This is a genomic window from Rhodobacter ferrooxidans (genome assembly GCF_000176015.1).
GTDB lineage: Bacteria > Pseudomonadota > Alphaproteobacteria > Rhodobacterales > Rhodobacteraceae > Pseudorhodobacter_B > Pseudorhodobacter_B ferrooxidans.
The window spans coordinates 17884-33893 of sequence record NZ_ACYY01000032.1 but is presented as its reverse complement, the minus strand read 5'-3'; the positions used below and the strand labels follow the sequence as shown (position 1 = coordinate 33893).

The window sequence follows — 16010 nt, the reverse complement described above, 5'->3', positions numbered from 1 at the left end:
CCTGCCCGCCACCTTGGCCGAAGCGGTCCCGGCCCCCGCCGACCCGCTGCGCCCGACTGCGGCCCTGACCGACGCTGGCCCGGACGCCGCCGAACTGCCACCCTTGCCGCCGCTGACCCCGGAAGAAATCGCCATTCTGGCACCGCCCCCCGAACCGGTTGCCGAACCGGCGGCCGAACCGGTGGCCGAACCGGCACCAGAACCCGGGGTGCTGCCCGAGCCGATCCTTGACGCTCAGCCGCTGCCTGCAGGCGATGCGACGTCCGAACCCTTGCCGATGCCCGAGCAAACCGCGATCCTGCGCCCGGTTCCGGCGCTGGAGACCCAGGCCCTGGATGTCACCGCAAACCGCCTGCCGCGTATCGGTGATGCCGAAGCCGCGCCACCCGCCGAGACCGCCTTGCCGGACGAGGACCAAACCGCCCTGCAACGCTTTGCCCGCGCCTTCGAGAACCCCTCGGCCAAGCCGATGTTCGCGCTGATCCTGATCGACACCGGCGGCCCGGATGTGGACCGCACCGGCCTTGCCTCCTTGCCGTTTCCGGTCAGCTTTGCCATCGACCCTGCCGCCCGCGATGCCGCCACCGCCGCCGCCATCTACCGCGCCGCGGACCAGGAGGTGATCATGCTGGCCACCGGCATCCCGCAAGGCGCCACCGCCTCGGATCTGGCGGTCAGCTTTCAGGCCAATGCCGCCGCCCTGCCGGAATCGGTGGCGGTGCTCGATCTGGAGGAGGGCGGGTTTCAGACCAACCGGCCGCTGGCCACCGAAGTGGTGCCGGTGATCAAGGACATCGGGCGTGGGCTGATCACCTGGGACAAGGGGCTGAACGCCGGCGATCAGGTGGCACGGCGCGAGGGGCTGGCGGCCTGCATGGTGTTCCGCCGCCTCGATGGCGCGGGCGAAAGTGTCCCCACCATGCGCCGCTACCTTGACCGCGCCGCCTTCAAGGCCGCCCAGGATGGCCGCGTCACCGTGGTCGGCACCACCAACCCCGACACCGTGAAAGCCCTGCTGGAATGGACCGTCGAAGGCCGCGCCGCCTCGGTCGCCCTGGCCCCGATCAGCGCCGTTCTCGCCACGCCCTGAGGCCTTCGGCTTCACCTTTGCACAAATATCCCACGGGGGGTGTGGCGCGCCCGGAAAACCTTCCAGTGGAAGGTTTTCAGCGACGAACGCCCGGCCCGTGGCCGGGCTGGGGGGTGTGAAACCCCCGGCTCCTCCGGTTCAGCCGTTGCCGCGCCGGGCAAACAGCCCCGCATCTTCCGCTGCCCGCCGCAGGGCGCGGGATTTGTTCAGCGTCTCCTGATACTCCGCCTCGGGGTCGCTGTCATATACCACGCCACCGCCCGCCTGAATATACAGCACCTCGTCCTTCAGCACCGCGGTGCGCAGGGCGATGCAGAAATCCATCTCGCCATTGGCGGCAAAATAGCCGACGCCGCCACCATAGACGCCACGCTTTTCCGGCTCCAGCTCGTCGATGATCTGCATCGCCCGCACCTTGGGCGCGCCCGACACCGTGCCCGCAGGCAACCCCGCCAGCAGCGCCGACAGCGCGTCCTCGCCCTCGGCGATCTGCCCCACCACGTTCGAGACGATGTGCATCACATGGCTATACCGCTCGATGATGAACTGCTCGGTCGGGCGCACCGTGCCGACCTTTGCCACCCGACCCACATCGTTGCGGCCCAGATCCAGCAGCATCAGATGCTCGGCGCGTTCCTTGGGGTCGGCCAGCAGATCGGCCTCCAGGGCGCGATCTTCCTCGGGCGTGGCACCACGTTTGCGGGTGCCGGCAATCGGGCGGATGGTCACTTCGCCATCGCGCAGCCGCACCAGAATCTCGGGACTGGCCCCCACCACCTGAAAGCCGCCGAAGTTGAAAAAGAACAGGAACGGCGAGGGGTTGGTGCGGCGCAGACTGCGATAGAGCGCGAACGGCGGCTGCGAAAAGCTTTGCGCCCAGCGTTGGCTGGGCACCACCTGAAAGATGTCACCGGCGCGGATATAGGCCTTGGCGGCCTCGACCGCCGCCTTGTAGCCCGCGTGGGTAAAGTTCGACACTGGCTCACCCACCGGCACCGCCTCGCCAAAGTCGCGCAGGGCAGGGGGCGCGCGGTCCAGATCGCGCAGCGCGTCCATCACCCGTTCCGCCGCCTGGGCATAGGCCGCCCGTGCGGTCAGGCCCGAGCCGACCCAGGCCGGCGCCACCACTGTCACCTCGCCCTTCACCCCGTCCAGCACCGCCACCACCGAAGGCCGCAGCAGCACAGCATCGGGCAGGCCCAGCGGGTCGGGGTTCACGTCGGGCAGGTGTTCGACCAGCCGGATCATGTCATAGCCCAGATAGCCGAACAGCCCGGCGGCAATCGCCGGAAGGTCGGCGGGCATGTCAATCGCGGATTCGGCAATCAGCGCCCGCAGGCTGTCCAGCGGGGCGGCAGCTTCGGCGGTGAAGGCGGTGGGGTCGAACCGCGCCTGTCGGTTGATCCGCGCCGCGGTGCCGTGGCACTGCCAGATCAGATCGGGCTTCATGCCGATCACCGAATAGCGCCCGCGCACCTCGCCGCCCGTCACCGATTCCAGCATGAAAGTATCAGTGCGGGCCTCGGCCAGTTTCAGCATCAGGCTGACCGGCGTATCCAGATCGGCGGCCAGCCGGGCATAGACCAACTGGTTGCGCCCGGCAGTCCAGCCAGCTTCAAACTCTTCGAACGTCGGCGTCAAACCCATGCCGCAGCCCTCAGCGGAACTGGGCGTGGACAGCGTTGATCGCCGCCTCGTCCAGCCGGATGCCCGCGGTCTGCGCCAGGGTATTGGAGAACATCAGGAAGGCATCCTGCGCCAGCGCCTGTTCGATCTGTGCGTTCAGTGACGCCTTCAGCGCATCGGCGGCCTCGCCACTGGCAGCGGCGGGGGTGATGCTGTCCACCTGCACCAGACCGGTGAAATCGGGGCCTTGCACCAGCCCCACACCCGCCTGCGGCAACTTGAACACCGTGGACAGGATATCCGCGGGCGCGCCTTCGACAAAGCCGTCGCGGGCAATCTCCGGCGTGACGGCCGGAGTGCCATAGTCGGCCAGCGTATCGCCGCCTTCAACCGCCGCCTTGATCTCGGCCGCCCGGGCGGCCAGCGCCTGCGCCACCGCGGCCTTGCGCCAGCTTGCGGTCACCGCCTCTTGGGCCTGATCCAGCGGGATCGGGGCTGCGGGCACGATTTCATCCAGCCGCAGCGCCACCACGCCGCCGTCATCCAGTTGAACGGTCTGGGCAAAATCGCCCTCGACCGCCTGCGTTGCGGCCTCGCGGAACGCCGGATAGCCGGTGATGGCATCCTCGCCTTCGGCCGGAACCTCGGGCACGAAGTCGATGCTGGCCACCGCCATGCCGAATTCCTTGCCCAGATCCTCCAGCGAGGCTCCCCCGGCCAGCGCATCGTCAATCGCCTCCAGCTTGTCGCCGATGGCGCGGCGGGCGGCATCCTGCTGCATGTCGGGCACCAGGGTGTCGCGGGCGTCCTCGAAGCTGACGTTCTGCGCCGCCAGAATGGCGTTCATCCGCAACAGCGCCGGGCCAAGGTCGGTGGCCAGCGGGCCGACCACCCCCGGCTCGGTCAGCGCGAACACCGCCTCGCCCGCCGCCCCGAGATCGGCCTTGCCGACATCGCCCATGTCGATGGCCTCCAGCGTCAGGCCGCGTTCAGCCACCAGCGTCTCGAACGGCGTGCCTGCGTCCAGTTTGGCGCGGGCGGCGGTGGCATCGGCCTCGGTCGGATAGACCAGCCGCTCGACCAGCCGCTTTTCCGGCTGCACGAATTCGTCGATCCGCGAGTCATAAAGCGCCTTCAACGCCGCCTCATCGACCGGCATGGTGGTGGCCAGCGTGGCGGGGAACAGCGCGGCATAGGTGATGCGCCGGGCCTCGGGCTTGGTGAATGCGGGCAGATTGGCGGTGTAATGCGCCTGCAGATCGGCCTCGGTCGGCGCGGGCACTGCGGTTTTCAAATCGGCCTCGGTCAGCCGCAGCAACGAAAAGCCGCGCCGTTCGGCGATAAAGCTGTAAAGCGTGTCGGTCAGTGCCGCGGGGGCCACGATGCCGCCCGAAACCGCCCCTTGCAGCAGGCTGCGGCTGAGGTCGTCGCGCAGATTGCCTTCGAAATCCGCCTCGGTCAGGCTGTTGTTTTTCAGGGTTGCGCGGTAGGTTTCGCGGTCGAAACTGCCGCCTGCCCCCTGAAACGCCGCCATGCCCGCCAGCTCGCGCGCCACTCTTGCATCGCCCACCGACAGGCCGATGCGGTCGGCCTCGTTGTCCAGCGCCGCCGCGATCAGCAACTGCTGGCGCACCTGCCGGTCGATGCCGCGCTCGATGCCTTCCTGCAGCGACACTGTGCTGCCGACCTGCGCCGAGAACGCCGCCAGTTCCTGCTGCAGGGCGCGGGCATATTGGTTGACGTCGATCTTGCGATCACCCACCGCGCCGATCTCGGACACGCCCGAGCCGAAGTTGGTGACGCCAAAGCCACCCAGGCCCAGCATCAGCAGCGCCATCAGCGCCCAGACCACGGTCGAGGCGCCCTTGCGCTTGCGGACGGGGGCATCGGGTTCGGGTGCTTTGGCCATGGTTTTTCCTGTCGGGGTGCGGAAATCTGCTGCCCTGTCTATGCGGTTGCGGGCAGGGGGGCAAGATGGGCTGCGGCCACCCGTGGGGGCGGTTCGGGGGCGCGGCCGTCAGAGTTTCAGGGCGGCCAGACGCCGGAACATCTCGGCAATGCCGGTGGCATCGACATTGGCGAAGGCGATGCGCAACTGGCGTTTGCCGTCCGGGTTGCCCGCAGGCTGGAACATGGTGCCGGGCAGCATCAGGATCGCGGCCTCTTGCACCAGCCGCTTGGCGAGCTGGTCGGAGTCGAGCGCGAACGGGTGTTCGACATAGGCGAAATAGGCGCCGCAGCCCAGCAGCCGCCAGTCGGGCAGCGCCTTGAAGCCGCTGATCATCGCGGCCCGGCGGGACAGGATTTCCGCGCGTTCCCCCGCCAGCCATTGCGACAGGTTGCGCATCCCCCACAGCGCGCCGATCTGGCCCAACTGGCTGGGGCAGATGGCGACGGTATCCAGATACTTCTCGACCTGCGCCAGCCGGGGCGAGGCCGCGACAATCGCGCCAACCCGGTGGCCGGTCAGCCGGTAGGCCTTGGAAAAGCTGTAAAGATGGATCAGCGTTTCCGGCCAGTCCGGGTCGGTGAACAGATCATGCGGCATACCACTTCTGCTGTCGAAATCGCGGTAGGTCTCATCGACGATCAAGGCCAGCCCCTGCGCCCGGGCCAGATCGCGGAAGGCGGTCAGCGTCGCCGCCGGATACTCCACCCCGCCCGGATTGTTGGGCGAAACCAGCACGATGGCGCGGGTTCTTGAAGTGATCAGCTTGGCGGCCTCGGCAGCATCCGGGATCAGACTGCGGCCGGTGGCCAGCGGCACGGTGACAACACCCTGCATGTCCAGCCACATCTTGTGGTTGAAATACCACGGCGTCGGCAGGATCACCTCATCGCCGGCCCCGGCCAGGGTGGACATCACGGCGGTGAAGGCCTGATTGCAGCCTTGGGTGATCGCCACCTGATTGGCGGCAATCGCACCGCCATAGGCCGCCGACCACTGGCTGGCGATTTCCGCCCGCAACGCCGGCAGACCCAGCACCGGGCCATAGATATGCGCCGCCGGATCGTTCAGCGCGGCCTCGGCCAGCGCCTGCCGCAAGCCCAAGGGCGGGCTGTCCACCGGTGCCGCCTGACTGACATTGATCAACGGCCGTTCCGGCGTGAACACAGCCCCCGCCAGCCAGCGCCGCGCCTCCATCACCGGCGGCATGTCGGTGGCGGCCATCGCAGGGTTCAGCGGCAGGGTCATGGACATCTCTCGCAAAAGGGGCCGCAGCCCGAAAAGGTCAACAACAGCGAACCACCCCGCCGCCCGCCGCGCAAGAGCCGAAGCATCTTGCCATTCATCTGTTCACAAATATCCTCGGGGGGTGAATTGGCCGCAGGCCAAGAGGGGGGCAGACAGCCCCCTTGCCTTCAATCCTTGCCGCGGAACGGCTGGACGTATTGCAGCGCCATGTCCCAGGGGAAGAAGATCCAGGTGTCCTGGCTGACCTCGGTGATATAGGTATCGACCTGCGGCTTGCCCGACGGCTTGGCATAGACCGTGGCGAAATGCGCCTTGGGATACAGGCTGCGCACCAGTTCCAGCGTCTTGCCGCTGTCCACCAGATCATCGACCACCAGAATCCCGGTGCCATCGCCCATCAGCTCGGCCTGCGGCGATTTGGTCACCTCGGCGTCGCCGCGATCCTGATGCGCATAGGAAATCACCGAGATGGTATCGACCACCCTTATGTCCAGCTCGCGGCTGACGATCATCGCCGGCACCAGCCCACCACGGGTGATGCCGACCACCGCCTTCCAGGCACCGCCTTCGCCCGGACCCTTGCCGTCCAGCCGCCAGGCCAGCGCCCGGGCGTCACGGTGAATCTGGTCCCAGGAGACGTGAAAGCCTTTTTCATGCGGCAGACGTTCGGGCGACATCGGAGTTCCCTTTCAGGTGGCGGCGATCTTCAGGCCCAGCAGGGCCAGCATCCCGCCAAAGGCGCGGTCGATCACCGATTTCAGGCTGATATACACCGCTTTCGAGCGGTCAAACGAGAAGATTCGCGCCACCAGCGTGTTCCAGATCGCTTCATTCAGGAACACCACGGTCAGCAGCGCCAGCACCACCCAAAGCGGCGTGCCCTGCGGCACCGTGCCGACGAAGATGGCGGAAAACAGCACGGCGGGCTTGGGGTTCGACAGTTGCGTCAACAGACCCAGCCGGAACGCCGATGCCGCACTGCGCGGCGGGCGGCGGTCGTCGGTCAGCGCCAGCGGCGTGTCGGCCTGCCGCCACATGTTCCACGCCATGTGCAACAGATACAGCCCGCCCGCGATCTTGAAGCCCCACAGCAGCGCAGGTGCTGCGGCAAACAGCAGCGCCAGCCCGAACATCGCCGCAGCAGCCCAGACCACGGCGCCCGCCCCGATGCCGATCGCCAGAAACGCGCCGGTGCGCAGGCCCTCGGTGATGCCGGTGCGGGCAGACATCAGCACGGCGGGGCCGGGGCTGATCGCCGCCATCAGATGCAGCAGCGCCACCGCAAGGAAGGCGGCAAGCGTCATTCCTTGCGGCCCGTCACCACGTCGATATCCGGCGCATCCACCGCCTTCATGCCGACCACATGATAGCCCGCATCGACATGCAGGTTCTCGCCGGTGGTGCCCGACCCGAGGTCCGACAGCAGGAACAGCGCGGCCTTGCCGACCTCCTCTTGCGTGACGTTGCGGCGCAAGGGCGAGTTCAGCTCGTTCCACTTCATGATATAGCGGAAATCGCCAATACCCGAGGCCGCCAGGGTCTTGATCGGCCCGGCCGAGATGGCGTTGACGCGGATGCCGTCCTTGCCCAGATCCTCGGCCAGATACTTCACGCTCGCCTCCAGCGCCGCCTTGGCGACCCCCATCACGTTGTAATGCGGCATCACCTTTTCGGCGCCGTAATAGGTCAGCGTCAGCAGGCTGCCGCCATTCGGCATCAGCTTTTCGGCGCGCGCGCAAACGGCGGTAAAGGAATAGACCGAGATATCCATGGTCATGGCGAAATTGGCGGGCGTCGTTTCGACATAGCGGCCGCGCAACTCGTTCTTGTCGGAAAACCCGATGGCATGCACCACGAAATCCAGACTGCCCCAAGCTTCGGCCAGCGTGGCAAACAGCGCGTCCAGCGAGGCGGGGCTGGAGACGTCGCAATCGACCATGATGCTGGAGCCGAGCGTGGCGATCAGCGGCTCGACCCGCTTCTTGAACAGATCCCCCTGATAGGAAAACGCCAGCTCCGCGCCCTGCTCGGCGCAGGCCTTGGCGATGCCCCAGGCAATCGACTTGTCGTTGGCCAGCCCCATGATCAGGCCGCGTTTTCCCGCCAGCAGTCCGTTCGCCATCATGTATCCTTCACAGCGGTTTTATTGGTAATTCCGAGGTGTAGGCGATAGATGGAATGGCTTCAAGGTGCTGCGGCTTGCGGCACCCGCCCGTGCGGACTAGGTTTCGCCGGCAATACCCGTAAGGATGACCATGGACAGAAGCGGCATTTTCGCGGGCGATGACCCTTTCGCCATCGCCCGGGCCTGGCTGGCCGAGGCCGAGGCGTTGGAGCCCAACGACCCCAATGCCATCGCGCTGGCGACGGTGGACGCATCCGGCATGCCCAACGTGCGCATGGTGCTGCTGAAGGACATCGAGCCTGCGGCCTTTGTGTTCTACACCAATTATGGCAGCGCCAAGGGGCAGGAAATCGCGGCCTCGGGCAAGGTGGCCTTCGTGCTGCACTGGAAATCCCTGCGCCGCCAGATCCGGGTGCGCGGGCTGACAACGCGCGAGGAGGGGGCGGCGGCGGATGCCTATTACGCCTCGCGCAGCCTGAAAAGCCGGCTGGGGGCCTGGGCTTCGGATCAGTCGAAACCGCTCACGTCGCGCGGGGCGCTGATGGCCGAGGTGGCGAAGGTGACGGCGCTTAAAGGCCCAAACCCGCCGCGGCCGCCGTTCTGGGGCGGCATCCGAGTCACGCCGCTGGAGATCGAATTCTGGGCCGATGGGGCCTTCCGGTTGCATGACCGCTTCCGCTGGCAACGCAAGGATTTGGCCGATCTGTGGCAAATCGACCGGCTGAACCCTTAATTGCGACAAATGCCAGCCATGTCTGGCATTATGCGTTTGTTTAGCACTTGAAAACCCGGCGCGATTGACAGAGTTAGGCATTACGAAGGGCTTTATCTGGGGAAACGGCTCTCATCATGAATGACGAAGAAAACGTCGTGCAGACAGTGCACGGCCATGTGAAGTGGTTTGATCCGACCAAGGGATTCGGCTTTATCGTCGCCGATGAAGGTGGGCCGGACATTCTGCTGCACGCCAATGTGTTGCGCAACTACGGGCAAAGCTCGGTCGCGGATGGCACGGCCATTTCGGTGAACGTGCAGGCCACCCAACGCGGGCGGCAGGCGGTCGAGGTGCTGGAGATCGAACCGCCGGTGGCGGTGTTCTTTCCGATGGGCGATGATGGCACTGGTGCCACGCCCGAGGAGATTGCCGCCCGTCCGGTGGAACCGGCGCGGGTGAAATGGTTCGACAAGGGCAAGGGCTTCGGCTTTGCCAACGTGTTCGGCCGCCCCGAGGATGTGTTCGTGCATGTCGAGGTGCTGCGGCTGTCGGGTTTTGCCGACCTTGCCGCGGGCGAGGCGGTGGGTCTGCGGATCCTTGACGGGAAACGCGGCCGGATGGCGGTGCAGGTGGTGTCATGGGAAGCGGTTGCGCGTCACGGCGGCTGAGCGGCGGGTTGATCGCCTGCCTTTTGCTGCTGCCAAGCATGGCGATGGCAGAATGTCGTGGCGATTCGGTGGAATTGCGCGGCCCCGCCGGGCAGGCGCGGTTCAGTGTCGAACTGGCCGACAGCAATGACGAACGCGCCAAGGGGCTGATGTTTCGCGAAAGCATGGCCACCTCGGCGGGGATGCTGTTTGTCTATGACCGCCCGCAGCACGCCGCCTTCTGGATGAAGAACACGCTGATCCCGCTGGACATGGTGTTCGCCGATGCCACCGGGCGGGTGACGGTCGTGCATGCCAATGCCATTCCGCAGGACGAAACCCCGATCGACGGTGGCCCCGGTGTGCTGGCGGTGCTGGAGATCAACGGCGGGCTTGCCGCGCGTCTGGGCATCGTGCCGGGCAGCGAAATGCGGCATCCCGCGCTTGATCAGGCCACCGCAGCCTGGCCCTGCGCCGCGCAATAGGCTTTTCAAGCCCGCCGATCCATCGTAAAGCAGCCGCAGTCGGGGCGTAGCGCAGTCTGGTAGCGCATCTGGTTTGGGACCAGAGGGTCGTAGGTTCAAATCCTATCGCCCCGACCAACGGGCCGGGTCTGCATCCCGCCGTTACAAATCCGTTACATTCGGCGTGACATTGCCGCCCGGCTGGCGTTTTGTGGGGCAATTGGCCGCACCCGGCCGTTTGCAGCGGAATGTCCGATGACCGTCACCCTTGATGCTGCCGCGCTGAACATGTTCGTGGCGCTGTCCTGCGGCGCGCTGATCGGGTCCGAACGGCAGGTGCGGCAACGCATGGCGGGGTTGCGCACCAATGCGCTGGTGGCACTGGGGGCGGCAAGCTTCGTGATCTTCTCGGGGCTGTTTCCCAACGAGGTCAGCCCGACGCGGGTGGCCGCACAGGTGGTTTCCGGCATCGGCTTTCTGGGCGCCGGGATCATCTTCCGCGACGGCTTCAACGTGCATGGGCTGAACACCGCCGCGACGCTGTGGTGCTCGGCGGCGGTGGGGTTGATGGCGGGGGCGGGGTTCTGGCCCTTTGCCGCGGTGCTGACCGCCATGGTGGTCTTCGTCAATCTGGGCCTGCGGCCGCTGGTCAAGTGGTTGAAACGCAAGAGCAGCGCCGGGATGCCGCTGGCGCGGCATTTCCGGGTGACGGTGACCTGTTCGGCAAGCGCCGAAAGCGATGTGCGCAATCTGGTGCTGCGCACCTTCAGCATGGGCGGCCTGCGGATGGCGGAAATCGAAGCCGCTCCGGCCGATGCCGGCGAGGGCGTCGATCTGGTGGTGCTGGTGATCGGTGACGGCATCCCCGATCTGGTGATGGAGCAATCGGTGGGGCGGCTGGCGGTGGAGCCGATCCTGCGGCGGGTGCGTTGGCAGGTGGTGGACGAGGGCTGAGCACGGATTTGCCACAACCCGCCGTGCCGCCTTCACACTGGCGGTGCGCAGGACTAGACTTGCACGGGTTCGACGGGTAAACGTCCGCTCGTTAGCGCTAACAAGGGCTCGCGGATGTGCCGGCAACCGGCGCGGTTGCGCGGGCAGGCAGCGCGGGTAGGTCGCCTTCGCGACAGCAAGGAGTGCCATGGTTTCGCGCGTCATCCCGGTAGAGCCCTTCGATCTTGTGGTGTTCGGCGCCACCGGCGATCTGGCGCGGCGCAAGATCCTGCCGGGGCTTTACCGGCGGTTCTGGGCCGGTCAGGTGACCGCCGACAGCCGGATCATCGGCGCCGCCCGTGCCGCCCTGACCGAGGACGCCTTTCGCGCCGACGTGAAGGCGGCGATTGACGAATTTGTCAGCGCCGACAAGCGCGATGCCGCGATGATCGACGCCTTTCTGGCCCGCCTGCATTATGTGCCGATCGACGCGGTGGGCGAGGCCGGCTGGAAACCGCTGAAGGACATGATGCGCCCCGGCGTGGTGCGGGCGTTCTATTTCTCGGTGGCGCCCGCCTTGTTCGGCGATCTGGCGCAGCGGCTGCACAGCCACGGCATTGCCGATACCGGCAGTCGCATCGTGGTGGAAAAGCCGTTTGGCCGCGATCTGGCCTCGGCCCGCGCCCTGAACGCCGTGCTGGCGCAGCATTTCCGCGAGGATCAGATTTACCGGATCGACCACTACCTCGGCAAGGAAACCGTGCAGAACCTGATGGCGGTGCGTTTCGCCAACATCCTGTTCGAGCCGCTGTGGAAATCGGAATACGTCGATCATGTGCAGATCACCGTGGCCGAAACCGTGGGGGTGGACGGCCGCGGCGCCTATTATGACAAGTCGGGTGCGATGCGCGACATGGTGCAGAACCACATGATGCAGCTTTTGTGCCTGATCGCGATGGAGCCGCCCTACCACTTCGACCCCGCCGCGGTGCGCGACGAAAAGCTGAAGGTGATCCGGGCGCTCGATCCGGTGGCGCCGGATGATATCGTGCGTGGTCAGTATCTGGCGGGGGCGGGGCAGGACAGTTATGTGACCCACAGCCAGAACCCGGCCAGCCGCACCGAAAGCTATATCGCGCTGAAGGTGCATGTGTCGAACTGGCGCTGGAAGGGCACGCCGTTCTACCTGCGCACCGGCAAGCGGCTGCGGGCGCGCGAATCGGAGATTGTCGTGACCTTCCGCGAGCCGCCACATTCGATCTTCGACGACACCGAGGGCTGGCGCGAAAACGTGCTGGTGATCCGGCTGCAACCGAACGAAGGGATCAACCTGAAGGTGATGATCAAGGAACCGGGGCCGGGCGGCATGCGGCTGACCCAGGTGCCGCTGGACATGTCTTTCGCCGAGGCGCTGGGCGAGGAAGGTGCCGATATTCCAGACGCTTACGAGCGGTTGATCATGGACGTGATCCGCGGCAACCAGACCCTGTTCATGCGCGGCGACGAGGTCGAGGCCGCCTGGGCCTGGACCGACCCGATCATCCAGGGCTGGGAGGCGCGGGGCGACCGCCCACGCGGCTATGATCCGGGCTCTTCCGGCCCCGAGGATGCGCTGATGCTGATGCACCGCGATGGCCGCCGCTGGCGGGAGATACGCGAATGAACTTCGTCGAATACCCCGACCGCGAGTTTCTGACGCTGGCGCTGGCCGACCGGCTGGCGGGCGATCTGGCGCAGGCGTTGCGGCAGGACGGGAGGGCCTCGTTCTGCGTGCCGGGCGGCACCACGCCGGGGCCGGTGTTCGACACGCTGTCGGGCGTCGATCTGGATTGGTCCAGGGTCTCGGTGTTCCTGAACGACGAACGCTGGGTGCCCGAGACCAGCCCGCGCTCCAACACAAGGCTGCTGCGCGAACGGCTGCTGCGCAGCAAGGCGGCGGCAGCCACGCTGGTGCCGCTTCATGCCGATGCCCCGCTGCCCGAAGATCAACTGGAGGCGCTGGCCGAAGGCCTAGCACCACATCTGCCGATCTCGGTGCTGCTGCTGGGCATGGGGGCCGACATGCACGTAGCCAGCCTGTTCCCCGGCGCCGACCGGCTGGCCGAGGCGCTGTCGCCGCAGGCGCCGCTGCTGATGGCGCTGCGCTCTGATGCCGCAGGCGAGCCGCGCATTACGTTGACAGCGCCGGTTCTGCGGGGTGCCATGGCAATTCACCTGTTGATCACCGGCGCGGAAAAGCGCAACGCACTGCAGCGGGCGGCGACCCTGAGCGACCTTGAGGCGCCGGTTAGAACCGTGCTGGCAAACGCAACCGTGCATTGGGCGGAATGAAGATGAAACAGCTTTGGCAGGCGCTGGCGGCGCATCAGGCCGGTGTGGCGGATCGCTCGATCCTGTCGCTGTTCGACGCGGACCGGGCTGGCGATTTCTCGGCCCGCGCCGGTGACATGCTGTTCGATTATTCCAAGACCAATATCGACGCCGAGGCCCGCCGCCTGCTGCTGGAACTGGCCGAGGCTGCCGGGGTGGCCGCCAAGCGCGAGGCGATGTTCGCGGGCGAAAAGATCAACGAAACCGAAGGCCGCGCCGTGCTGCACACCGCGCTGCGCAACCTGGACGGCGCGGTGCTGGTTGATGGTCACGACGTGATGCCCGAGGTGCGCGCCACCTACGCCCGGATGCAGGCTTTTGCCGCGGACGTGCGCGAGGGGCGGTTTGTCGGGCAGGGCGGGCGGATCACCGATGTGGTCAACATCGGCATCGGCGGGTCCGACCTTGGCCCGGCGATGGCCACGCTGGCCCTCGCCCCCTACCATGACGGGCCGCGCTGCCATTTCGTCTCCAACGTCGATGGCGCGCATGTGCATGACACGCTGCGGGGCTTGAACCCGGAAACCACGCTGGTCATCGTCGCCTCGAAAACCTTCACCACCATCGAGACGATGACCAATGCCGAAACCGTGCGGCGCTGGATGGCTTTGCGGGTGGCCAACCCGGCGGCGCAGTTTGCGGCCCTTTCGACCGCCGCCGAGCTGACCGCCGCCTTCGGCATCGACGCTGCCCGGGTGTTCGGCTTTGGCGATTGGGTCGGCGGGCGCTATTCGGTCTGGGGGCCGATCGGGCTGTCGTTGATGCTGGCTGTCGGCCCCGACGATTTCGCGCAGTTCCTGGCCGGTGGGGCGGCGATGGACGCGCATTTCCGCGAGGCGTCCCCGGCGCAGAACCTGGCCGTGCTGCTGGCGCTGGTCGGCCTCTGGCACAACCAGGTCTGCGGCCACGCCACCCGCGCCGTGCTGCCCTATGACCAGCGGCTTTCCCGGCTTCCCGCCTACCTGCAACAGCTTGAAATGGAGAGCAACGGCAAGCGCGTGGCGATGGATGGCAGCGATTTGCCGATGAACTCTGGCCCCGTGGTCTGGGGCGAGCCGGGCACCAACGGCCAGCATGCCTTCTACCAGTTGATCCATCAGGGCACCCGGGTGGTTCCTTGCGAATTCCTGATCGCCCGGCAAGGCCACGAGCCGGATCTTGCGCATCAGCACCGCCTGCTGATGGCCAACTGCCTGGCGCAATCGGCGGCCCTGCTGCGCGGTCGGACCTTGGCCGAAGCCACGGCGCTGATGGTGAAAAAGGGTCTGACCGGCACCGAGCTTGACCGCCAGGCCCGCCACCGGGTTTTCCCCGGCAACCGCCCCTCGACCACGCTTGCCTATCCGCAACTGACCCCCTTCGTGCTGGGCCAGATCATCGCGCTTTACGAACACCGGGTCTTCGTCGAAGGCGTGATCCTCGGCATCAATTCCTTCGACCAGTGGGGGGTGGAACTCGGCAAGGAACTGGCGGTGGCCCTTCAACCGGTTCTGGAAGGCCGCGCCAGTGCCGAGGCCAAGGACGGCTCCACCCGCGCCCTGCTGGATTATCTGCGCGGCTGAGCCGCGCCCGGAAAACCTGCCAGTGGCAGGTTTTCAGCGGCGAACGCCCGGCCTTTGGCCGGGCTGGGGGGCAAAACCCCCGCTGCCGCCGCCTGTCACCCCACAGCGGCGGTGACGATGATTTCCACCTTGTAGCCGGGGGCGGCAAGTTTCGACTCGCCGGTCGCCCGCGCCGGGGTGTGCCCCGCAGGCACCCATTGATCCCAGACCGCGTTCATTTCGGCAAAGGTGGCGATGTCGGCCAGCCAGATCTGCACCATCAGCATCCGGGTCTTGTCACTGCCTGCCGCCGCCAGCAGCCGGTCCACCTCGGCCAGGCAACTGCGGGTCTGATCGGCCACCGACTCGCCGGGGGTGCCGACCTGGCCTGCCAGATAAACGGTGCCATTGTGCACCACGGCGTCGCTCATGCGGGCACCGATGCCGATGCGGGTGATGGGGGTGGTCATGTGAACTCTCCTGTTGCGATGGCGCTGAATAGCGCCTTGCAGCCCCCGGGGAAAGGGTCAAGCGCGGCTTGCCAGCCCTGCGGCCATCGGCTATTCAGCCTGCGTCGGGTGATTAGCTCAGTTGGTAGAGCGCTTCGTTTACACCGAAGATGTCAGCGGTTCGAGCCCGTTATCACCCACCATCCTTTCCCGTCTTCTGGTTGTTTTGCCCCAGGATGCGTTGCACCCGGACAATCCACGATCCTGCCCGCCGCCTGCAAATGTTCGGTGCAAGACGGCAGGGCGTCGCTTGACGACGAACAATCCGGCCGACCCCGGACCAGGCGGAAGAATGGCCCCTTGGCTTGCATAGGCCGCAGCGTTTCGTGGCCCCGATGCCAAGCCCCGCGCTGGCCTGGATCGCACGCAGGGGGCCAGCGCGCTACCGCTACCGGTTTTTGAGCCGGCTTTTTTAGGTCACCGGCAAGCCCCCCGCCTGCGCCGTGCCGCTCTGACCCGACCCGCGCGAAACCGGCAGCGCCAGATGCCATTCCGCCAGAGCATCGCGGCCAGCGGGCTCCCGGCACAACCATCGCACAAGTCGAGGGTTCCTCAGATCGGTCGTGGAGAATTCGGGGTTGCAAGTGCCCCCGGACAAGGCTAAATCGCCCCCGTTGACCCCTACCGCGGAGAGGTGGCAGAGTGGTCGAATGCGGCGGTCTCGAAAACCGTTGTCGGTTTGCGCCGACCCAGGGTTCGAATCCCTGTCTCTCCGCCACCTTGCCTTGCAAGCACTTGGTTATCAAAGGTTTCCCGAAATCCTGAAGGCCGAAGAACTCCGACCGGTTCCGTCG

15 protein-coding genes and 3 tRNA genes are annotated in these 16010 nt (G+C 66.5%); 11 read left to right on the top strand and 7 right to left on the bottom strand.

Translation table 11 applies throughout. The features are described from left to right. Window positions 1-1090: divergent polysaccharide deacetylase family protein (locus RSW2DRAFT_RS16180; protein WP_040672460.1), on the top strand; the 1090-nt coding region annotated here is incomplete at its 5' end. Window positions 1091-1228: 138 nt separating this feature from the next. On the opposite strand, the gene trpE is transcribed toward RSW2DRAFT_RS16180, so the two are convergent. From trpE to fabI, 6 genes are all read right to left on the bottom strand, one after another. Next, window positions 1229-2737 carry an anthranilate synthase component I gene (gene trpE, locus RSW2DRAFT_RS16175; RefSeq protein WP_008032920.1) on the bottom strand — a complete coding sequence of 503 codons (1509 nt, stop codon included), beginning with the start codon at window positions 2735-2737 and terminating at the stop codon, window positions 1229-1231. Between the two features lie 10 nt (window positions 2738-2747). After that, entirely contained in the window at window positions 2748-4625 is a 1878-nt protein-coding gene (locus tag RSW2DRAFT_RS16170; protein ID WP_008032919.1) for a SurA N-terminal domain-containing protein, read from the bottom strand. A gap of 108 nt (window positions 4626-4733) precedes the next feature. Beyond that, the gene (locus tag RSW2DRAFT_RS16165; RefSeq protein WP_008032917.1) at window positions 4734-5912 is read right to left on the bottom strand and encodes an aminotransferase; all 1179 of its coding nucleotides are present in this window, start codon (window positions 5910-5912) and stop codon (window positions 4734-4736) included. Window positions 5913-6079: 167 nt separating this feature from the next. Continuing rightward, complete coding sequence (gpt, locus tag RSW2DRAFT_RS16160; protein ID WP_008032915.1) at window positions 6080-6589, bottom strand: xanthine phosphoribosyltransferase; 510 nt, start codon at window positions 6587-6589, stop codon at window positions 6080-6082. A 12-nt stretch (window positions 6590-6601) separates the two neighbouring features. After that, a complete protein-coding gene (locus RSW2DRAFT_RS16155; RefSeq protein ID WP_008032913.1) occupies window positions 6602-7216 on the bottom strand; it encodes a LysE family translocator in 615 nt (204 codons plus the stop codon). Next, window positions 7213-8034, bottom strand: a complete 822-nt coding sequence (gene fabI / locus RSW2DRAFT_RS16150) for an enoyl-ACP reductase FabI (RefSeq protein WP_008032912.1) — start codon at window positions 8032-8034, stop codon at window positions 7213-7215. Before fabI ends, RSW2DRAFT_RS16155 begins: the two co-directional genes overlap by 4 nt. 133 nt (window positions 8035-8167) lie before the next feature. Here fabI and pdxH point away from each other — a divergent pair, with 133 nt between their 5' ends. From pdxH to pgi, 8 genes are all read left to right on the top strand, one after another. Continuing rightward, entirely contained in the window at window positions 8168-8770 is a 603-nt protein-coding gene (gene pdxH / locus RSW2DRAFT_RS16145; protein ID WP_008032910.1) for a pyridoxamine 5'-phosphate oxidase, read from the top strand. A 116-nt stretch (window positions 8771-8886) separates the two neighbouring features. Continuing rightward, window positions 8887-9420, top strand: a complete 534-nt coding sequence (locus RSW2DRAFT_RS16140) for a cold-shock protein (protein ID WP_008032904.1) — start codon at window positions 8887-8889, stop codon at window positions 9418-9420. After that, window positions 9390-9884, top strand: a complete 495-nt coding sequence (locus RSW2DRAFT_RS16135; RefSeq protein ID WP_008032903.1) for a DUF192 domain-containing protein — start codon at window positions 9390-9392, stop codon at window positions 9882-9884. Before RSW2DRAFT_RS16140 ends, RSW2DRAFT_RS16135 begins: the two co-directional genes overlap by 31 nt. Window positions 9885-9924: 40 nt before the next feature. Continuing rightward, window positions 9925-10001: transfer RNA gene (locus RSW2DRAFT_RS16130), tRNA-Pro, on the top strand. A gap of 117 nt (window positions 10002-10118) precedes the next feature. After that, entirely contained in the window at window positions 10119-10817 is a 699-nt protein-coding gene (locus RSW2DRAFT_RS16125; RefSeq protein ID WP_008032902.1) for an MgtC/SapB family protein, read from the top strand. Between the two features lie 187 nt (window positions 10818-11004). Beyond that, window positions 11005-12459 (top strand): glucose-6-phosphate dehydrogenase, encoded by a 1455-nt coding sequence (zwf, locus tag RSW2DRAFT_RS16120; RefSeq protein WP_008032901.1) that lies wholly within the window; start codon window positions 11005-11007, stop codon window positions 12457-12459. After that, a complete protein-coding gene (pgl, locus tag RSW2DRAFT_RS16115) occupies window positions 12456-13127 on the top strand; it encodes a 6-phosphogluconolactonase (protein WP_008032899.1) in 672 nt (223 codons plus the stop codon). Before zwf ends, pgl begins: the two co-directional genes overlap by 4 nt. Window positions 13128-13129: 2 nt before the next feature. After that, window positions 13130-14728: a glucose-6-phosphate isomerase gene (gene pgi / locus RSW2DRAFT_RS16110; protein ID WP_008032898.1), complete on the top strand. Its 1599-nt coding sequence runs from the start codon at window positions 13130-13132 to the stop codon at window positions 14726-14728. A 95-nt stretch (window positions 14729-14823) separates the two neighbouring features. On the opposite strand, the gene RSW2DRAFT_RS16105 is transcribed toward pgi, so the two are convergent. Continuing rightward, window positions 14824-15177 (bottom strand): RidA family protein, encoded by a 354-nt coding sequence (locus tag RSW2DRAFT_RS16105; protein ID WP_008032897.1) that lies wholly within the window; start codon window positions 15175-15177, stop codon window positions 14824-14826. 106 nt (window positions 15178-15283) lie between these two features. On the opposite strand from RSW2DRAFT_RS16105, the gene RSW2DRAFT_RS16100 reads away from it, so the two are divergent. Together RSW2DRAFT_RS16100 and RSW2DRAFT_RS16095 are read left to right on the top strand one after the other, a co-directional pair. Next, a tRNA-Val gene (locus RSW2DRAFT_RS16100) sits at window positions 15284-15359 on the top strand. Between the two features lie 485 nt (window positions 15360-15844). Continuing rightward, a tRNA-Ser gene (locus RSW2DRAFT_RS16095) sits at window positions 15845-15934 on the top strand. Window positions 15935-16010: the final 76 nt, after the last annotated feature.

Excerpts from the sequence above, each read along its gene's own strand:
- trpE (WP_008032920.1), bottom strand. The coding sequence starts at position 2,737 with ATGGGTTTGACGCCGACGTTCGAAGAGTTTGAAGCTGGCTGGACTGCC.
- RSW2DRAFT_RS16170 (WP_008032919.1), bottom strand. The coding sequence starts at position 4,625 with ATGGCCAAAGCACCCGAACCCGATGCCCCCGTCCGCAAGCGCAAGGGC.
- RSW2DRAFT_RS16165 (WP_008032917.1), bottom strand. The coding sequence starts at position 5,912 with ATGACCCTGCCGCTGAACCCTGCGATGGCCGCCACCGACATGCCGCCG.
- gpt (WP_008032915.1), bottom strand. The coding sequence starts at position 6,589 with ATGTCGCCCGAACGTCTGCCGCATGAAAAAGGCTTTCACGTCTCCTGG.
- RSW2DRAFT_RS16155 (WP_008032913.1), bottom strand. The coding sequence starts at position 7,216 with ATGACGCTTGCCGCCTTCCTTGCGGTGGCGCTGCTGCATCTGATGGCG.
- fabI (WP_008032912.1), bottom strand. The coding sequence starts at position 8,034 with ATGGCGAACGGACTGCTGGCGGGAAAACGCGGCCTGATCATGGGGCTG.
- pdxH (WP_008032910.1), top strand. The coding sequence starts at position 8,168 with ATGGACAGAAGCGGCATTTTCGCGGGCGATGACCCTTTCGCCATCGCC.
- RSW2DRAFT_RS16140 (WP_008032904.1), top strand. The coding sequence starts at position 8,887 with ATGAATGACGAAGAAAACGTCGTGCAGACAGTGCACGGCCATGTGAAG.
- RSW2DRAFT_RS16135 (WP_008032903.1), top strand. The coding sequence starts at position 9,390 with ATGGGAAGCGGTTGCGCGTCACGGCGGCTGAGCGGCGGGTTGATCGCC.
- RSW2DRAFT_RS16125 (WP_008032902.1), top strand. The coding sequence starts at position 10,119 with ATGACCGTCACCCTTGATGCTGCCGCGCTGAACATGTTCGTGGCGCTG.
- zwf (WP_008032901.1), top strand. The coding sequence starts at position 11,005 with ATGGTTTCGCGCGTCATCCCGGTAGAGCCCTTCGATCTTGTGGTGTTC.
- pgl (WP_008032899.1), top strand. The coding sequence starts at position 12,456 with ATGAACTTCGTCGAATACCCCGACCGCGAGTTTCTGACGCTGGCGCTG.
- pgi (WP_008032898.1), top strand. The coding sequence starts at position 13,130 with ATGAAACAGCTTTGGCAGGCGCTGGCGGCGCATCAGGCCGGTGTGGCG.
- RSW2DRAFT_RS16105 (WP_008032897.1), bottom strand. The coding sequence starts at position 15,177 with ATGACCACCCCCATCACCCGCATCGGCATCGGTGCCCGCATGAGCGAC.